5 protein-coding genes are annotated in these 5,753 nt (G+C 41.2%); 1 reads left to right on the top strand and 4 read right to left on the bottom strand.

Annotated features, from left to right (window positions below):
- The coding region (prfH, locus tag BHE89_RS08575; RefSeq protein ID WP_128860403.1) for a peptide chain release factor H at positions 1-494 on the top strand (494 nt) is incomplete at its 5' end.
- A 220-nt stretch (positions 495-714) separates the two neighbouring features.
- Here the strand turns inward: prfH and BHE89_RS08580 are convergent.
- The 4 genes from BHE89_RS08580 to BHE89_RS08595 form a co-directional block, all read right to left on the bottom strand.
- A complete protein-coding gene (locus BHE89_RS08580; protein WP_069368087.1) occupies positions 715-1,989 on the bottom strand; it encodes an MFS transporter in 1,275 nt (424 codons plus the stop codon).
- Between the two features lie 94 nt (positions 1,990-2,083).
- Complete coding sequence (locus BHE89_RS08585; protein WP_069368088.1) at positions 2,084-3,670, bottom strand: N-acyl-D-amino-acid deacylase family protein; 1,587 nt, start codon at positions 3,668-3,670, stop codon at positions 2,084-2,086.
- A 72-nt stretch (positions 3,671-3,742) separates the two neighbouring features.
- Complete coding sequence (locus BHE89_RS08590; RefSeq protein WP_069368089.1) at positions 3,743-4,927, bottom strand: YgeY family selenium metabolism-linked hydrolase; 1,185 nt, start codon at positions 4,925-4,927, stop codon at positions 3,743-3,745.
- 30 nt (positions 4,928-4,957) lie between these two features.
- A partial coding sequence (locus BHE89_RS08595; protein ID WP_128860404.1) for a diaminopropionate ammonia-lyase occupies positions 4,958-5,753 on the bottom strand: 796 nt, incomplete at its 5' end.

The raw sequence follows: 5,753 nt of genomic DNA on the forward strand, positions 1-5,753 counted from the left end.
AAAAAGAACCTTCACGCCATGGTTTAAAATCAGCGTTAGTGTCTCTTGAAGGTGCGGATGCACAGGCTATCGCACAACAATGGGCAGGATCTATACAATGGCAATGTGCAAGCACGTTACGACCACGACATAAGCGTAAAAACTGGTTTATTGGTGTTGCTTGTTTTGAACAACCTGATGAAATTAATGACAAAGAAATTGTCTTTGAAACCATGCGTTCAAATGGCCCTGGAGGTCAGCATGTTAACAAAACCGAATCAGCTGTCAGAGCAACGCATATTGCCACAGGCATTAGTGTAAAAGTGCAATCTGAACGTAGCCAGCACGCGAATAAAAAACTCGCTAAGCAACTTATTGCATGGCATTTAGAGGCTTATATGATGAAACAACATGCTTCATTAAATAGCCAACGCCATATTGCCCATCACCGAGTTATTCGTGGTGATGCCACACTCTGTTTTAGTGGTAGCGACTTTGTGCTTATAAACAAATAATGTAATTAATCTAATAAAAGCAAAGCCACGATCTTTCATCGTGGCTTTTTTAGGACAAAAGCACCCTACAATAAGATTTTTTAAATTAAAAAATCCATAAGCGTATAATGAGTTTTAATAAATAAATCTTACAGTTAATACCGTTATTTTATTTAATTAATCTTATTTGTTTTAATAAGATCACACTTATTTAAATATAAACGTTATTGATACTGATTAATTAAGCTTGTGCGGGTGTGTTTTTCATTTTAACCGTAAACGTCACAACAGCAGAGGCGACTAATGCAATTATCATAAACATAAATGCACTGTCATAACTACCGCCACTGGCTTTGATTAAGAACCCCATAACCGGTGCGGAAACAACACCCGCCATTTGACCGCCGAAATTAACAATCCCTGAAGCACGTCCCATAATTTTATTTGGGATAGTATCCATTAAAATACCCCAAAACATTGCCATAGCGAAAAACATAAATAGTGCGGAAATACACTGATATACAACAGCCATATCAGCACTTTCAACGGTATATGTCATATATAAGAAGCCTGCTGCAATCACTGCGGTGATCATATATAACCATTTACGCTGTGATTTACATTTATCAGAAACATAGCCCCCTAATAATGTACCACCCGCACCAAATAAGAATGGAATAGCCGCCATTACACCTGTTTTCGCCAAAGAGAATTCACGAACAGTAATTAAATAACTGGGTAACCATGTTGAGAATCCCCAAAAGGTAATATCAAACAGAAACCAAATTGCTGCCATTTGCCACAATACGGGCATTTTTAAAACATCTTTAAAAGGCACTGCTTCAGCGGGTTTATCCGATAATGTGCCATCTGCGGCTAACTCATCGAGATCTTGTTGAGTAATACTTGGGTGATCTTTAGGATTATCACGCGTGAAGAAATAAATACCGGCTGCAATTAATAGACCAGGAATACCTAAAACAATAAACACCATATGCCAGCCAAAAGCACCGATAATACTCGCCGCAACAATAACCGCTAATGCTGGTCCTAAGGTATTTACGGTTGATTGAATTGCTGTTGCACGACCACGCTCTTTCGATGGGAAATACGTTGAGATCATTTTCCAAGAAGCGGATGGGAAACAGCCTTCACCAATACCAAATAAGAAGCGCACCGCTAACATTAACGGTAATGTAAATACCATCCCCGTTAAGCTGGTGAAAACTGACCACCATGCAATCCCGATAGCCATAATTTTACGAGCACCAAAGCGGTCAGCTAAAAACCCCCCCGGTATTTGGAATGCGGCATAACCGACAAAGAACGCACTGATTATTAAGCCTTGTTGTGTGGTATCAAGATTAAGATCACGCCCAATAAAAGGTAATGAAACACTCATTACCATTCTATCTAAGAATGAAAGTAACCAAGCTAACCAAATTAAGGATAAAACGGTGTAACGAGCTTTCCATGTTTTTTTCTGTTGAAGGTCTGGAATAATATTTGAACTCATTTTCCTGTTCCTCAGGTAAGGGAAAACCATCACGTTGAAGAACAACCGTGATAAACAGAGATAAGATTTAACGTTTAAGAGCGTTATTGTGTGGTTATGCTCTTAAAACATGGCCACTACAGGCGTAACTTTCGATCCCATTAACTAATGCGATACGGCCATTAACCATCACTAAATCGATCCCTTCGGGATATTGGTTTGGTTCAACAAACGTGCCTTTATCAATAATGGTTTCAGGGTCAAACATCACAATATCTGCGGCATATCCCTCTTTAATTAATCCTCTGTCCGTTAATCGAAGAACTTCAGCAGGTTTACCTGTCATTTTGCGGATAGCTTGTTCCCATGTAAGGCATTTTTCTTCTCTGACGTATTTCCCTAAAACACGAGGGAATGCACCAAATACACGGGGATGAGGCTTACCGGCTCCCATTAATCCATCAGTACATACGTTTTGTTCGGGGCGACATAAGAATTTGATAACGTGTTCTTCTGTGCCATAAAAATCCACCATTCCTACTGCATTTTCTTCTTCATATAGCAGGTCGAAGGTTGCGTTATACGGATCTTTACCTCTTAATTTGCCTAGCTCTACAAGACTAAGACCAACGGCATCTTGGTTTTTTTCTGTTTTAGAGCTCGTCACATAAATATTTTCTAACCCCGCAAAATCAATAAAGTTATCCCAACCTGGAATGCCTTTTTCGATATCTTCAATCATCTTTTTACGCAGCTCAGGAGAAGCTAAGCGTTCTAATAATTTCTCTGTACCTCCTGCGTGAACCCAAGGCGGTAAAATCACCCCAAGCATGGTGCTGCCTGCGACATACGGATATTGGTCAAAAGAGATACGAATGCCCTCTTTCTGTGCTTGCTCTAACATACCTAGCATTTCATCGATTAATCCCCAGTTTTTCTTACCGCAAACCTTCATATGGGAAATATGCAACCAAACACCCGATGCTTTAGCAATATCAATAAGTTCTTGAGTTGATTCAATAATATCGTCGGCTTCACTACGCTGGTGAACAACAAAAATACCATTATGTTTTGCAGTGACCTTACAAAGTTCGATCATTTCAGCGGTATCACCAAAGGCACAAGGCATATAAATCAGTCCTGTTGATAAGCCAAATGCCCCTGCTTTTAACTCACGCTCTAAGATCTCACACATCTTGGCGACATCTTCACGAGTAGACGGATTACCTTCTAATCCCATCGCTTCCATCCGAATGTTGCCATGAGGAACAAGGTAAGCAAGATTCGTTGCAGAGCCTCTCGCTTCTAACATACCTAAGTAACCTTCGGTATTTTTAAAATGCCAATCAATGCGGTCAGAATCACCATCTAACCCCGCAATATTTTTACGCCATGCTGAGATATATTGTTCTGGTAATGGCGCTAACGCGACACCATCTTGCCCTAACAATTCAGTGGTGATCCCTTGACGGATTTTGGCGGATAAAGCGGGATTTAACAGAGCAGAAAGATCAGAGTGAGTGTGAGTATCAATAAAACCGGGACAAACTATTTTTCCTGTGGCATCAATAATCTGATCATTCACTTTCGCCTCAAACTGACCGATTTTTATTATTTTACCTTCATTAACCACAACATCAGCTTGAAATGCACTTGCCCCTGTTCCATCAATAACAGTGGCGTTTTTAAATATTGTTTTCATTCTGTTATTTCTCCAAAGAGCATCTGACAGTTTCACCAGATACTCTTCTAGTAAGGATTTATTTCGTAAGACTTAAAGGTGATAAAGGCTGTTCATAATGCTGTAATAACCACTCGCAGCACCTTTTAACTGTTCAATTTCAATATATTCATCAATGGTGTGTGCTAAGTTTTCGCGAGATGGGCCAAAACCAATGGTTTTAATACCCGCTTCACCGGCATAGTGGCTACCGTTAGTACAGAAAGAGTATTGTGTGACCGTCGGTTTAAAGCCGGACTCATGCAGCCCTTTTAAAACGCTTTGTACATAAGGATCACTCTCTTCTAATACCCACCCAGGGAAGAAGCGCTCACCTTCAATAGTGGCGCCGGTGTAACATTTTTCAGTGCCGTAGGCATAAGAAACTTTAGCTTTAAAATCAGCATCTTGAGAGGCGAGTTCATCAATAGCTTTTTGTAATGGTGCGAGCACGGCTTCTTTCGTTTCACCCACTAATAAACGGCGATCATAAGTAGCACGACAATATTCAGGCACAACCGAAGCGCCCGGATAAGGTGATGATTTAATATCTGTGAGTTCTAAGATCCCTTTTCCTAAGACGGGATGAACTGAGGGGGTTAAGGTTCTGATCTTCTCGATCAGTTTTGCCATTTTATAAACAGAGTTGATCCCGGCATCTGGATTGGCGGAGTGAGCAGGTTTACCAAAGGTTTCAACAACAATTTCAGCACGACCACGTTGTCCAATTTTGAGGTTTAATTCGGAAGCTTCCCCAATCACGACATAGTCTGGTTTATAGCGCTCAGAAACGAGTCTTGCGGCAACACCTTCAAAACACTCTTCATGCACAATACAAGAGACATAAATACGACCAGCAAAGTTACGCTGATTATCTTGACCATAAAAACCGATCGCTGAAATCATCGCAGCAACGGCGCCTTTCATATCACTGGTGCCACGACCATAAATCTTGCCGTCTTTTATTTCTCCGCCATAAGGCTTTTCTTTCCAGTCACGCTCACTAACCGGCACAGTGTCGATATGACCATCAAAAATAAGGGTTTTCCCTGGATGTTGACCTATAATTCCACCAATAATATTGCCGTATTTATCAATATGAATATCGTCAAAATCATAGTTTTTCATCATCTCTTCTATGACTTTAACAACATTACCTTCTTCACCTGAATAGCTTTTTTGTTGGATTAATAATTGGCAATTCTTAATAACTTGATCAAATCGGTTTGCTGATAACATACTGTTCACTCCAAAAGACTTATTTGTTTTTTAAAATTGTTTGAAGCTAGGTAACTCGCCATCCCACACGATATCGCGATAACGTTCAGGATCGGTGTCACCTTCAGTGCTTATCACAAGCACTCTTGCATTTTCATCTAATCCCAGTTCTTCCTTCGCACTGTGATAAACAGGTGATTGCATCAAAATAGAGAGCAAGCCTGTTGTCACGGCACCAGATTCACCAGAAATGATGTGCGGATCACCGGGTAAAGGATTCCCTAAAATCCGCATTCCCCTCGTTGCGACGGCATCAGGGCAAGAGAAAAATGCCGCTGAATAATCACGTAATAAATTCCACCCAATACTATTGGCTTCACCACAAGCCAGCCCTGCCATAACGGTTTGTAAATCCCCACCAACAGGCGTTGCATCCGCTTTTCCTGATACCGCAGATTGATATAAACAGTCGGCAATACGCGCTTCAGCCACAATCACTTTGGGTGCTTGTTTGCCATAAGCGGCGGTAACCATGCCTTGTACCATACCCGCAAAAGAGCCCACTCCGGCTTGCACAAAAATATGCGTTGGGGGGACTTCATGTAATTGCGCAAGAGATTCCAGCATTAACGTGCCATAGCCCTGCATGATCCAAAGAGGGATCTCTTCATAGCCATCCCATGCCGTGTCTTGAACCACAATCCAGCCATATTTTTCAGCCATTTCAGCCGTCATTCTCACGGCATCGTCATAGTTCATATCAACGATTTCAGCGACTGCACCTTCACGCAAGATGGCATCTAAACGTTCTTGTGACGATCCTTTTGGCATATAGACCACGGCTTTT

It is taken from the genome of Shigella sp. FC1967 (assembly GCF_001743005.1).
Lineage (GTDB): Bacteria > Pseudomonadota > Gammaproteobacteria > Enterobacterales > Enterobacteriaceae > Proteus.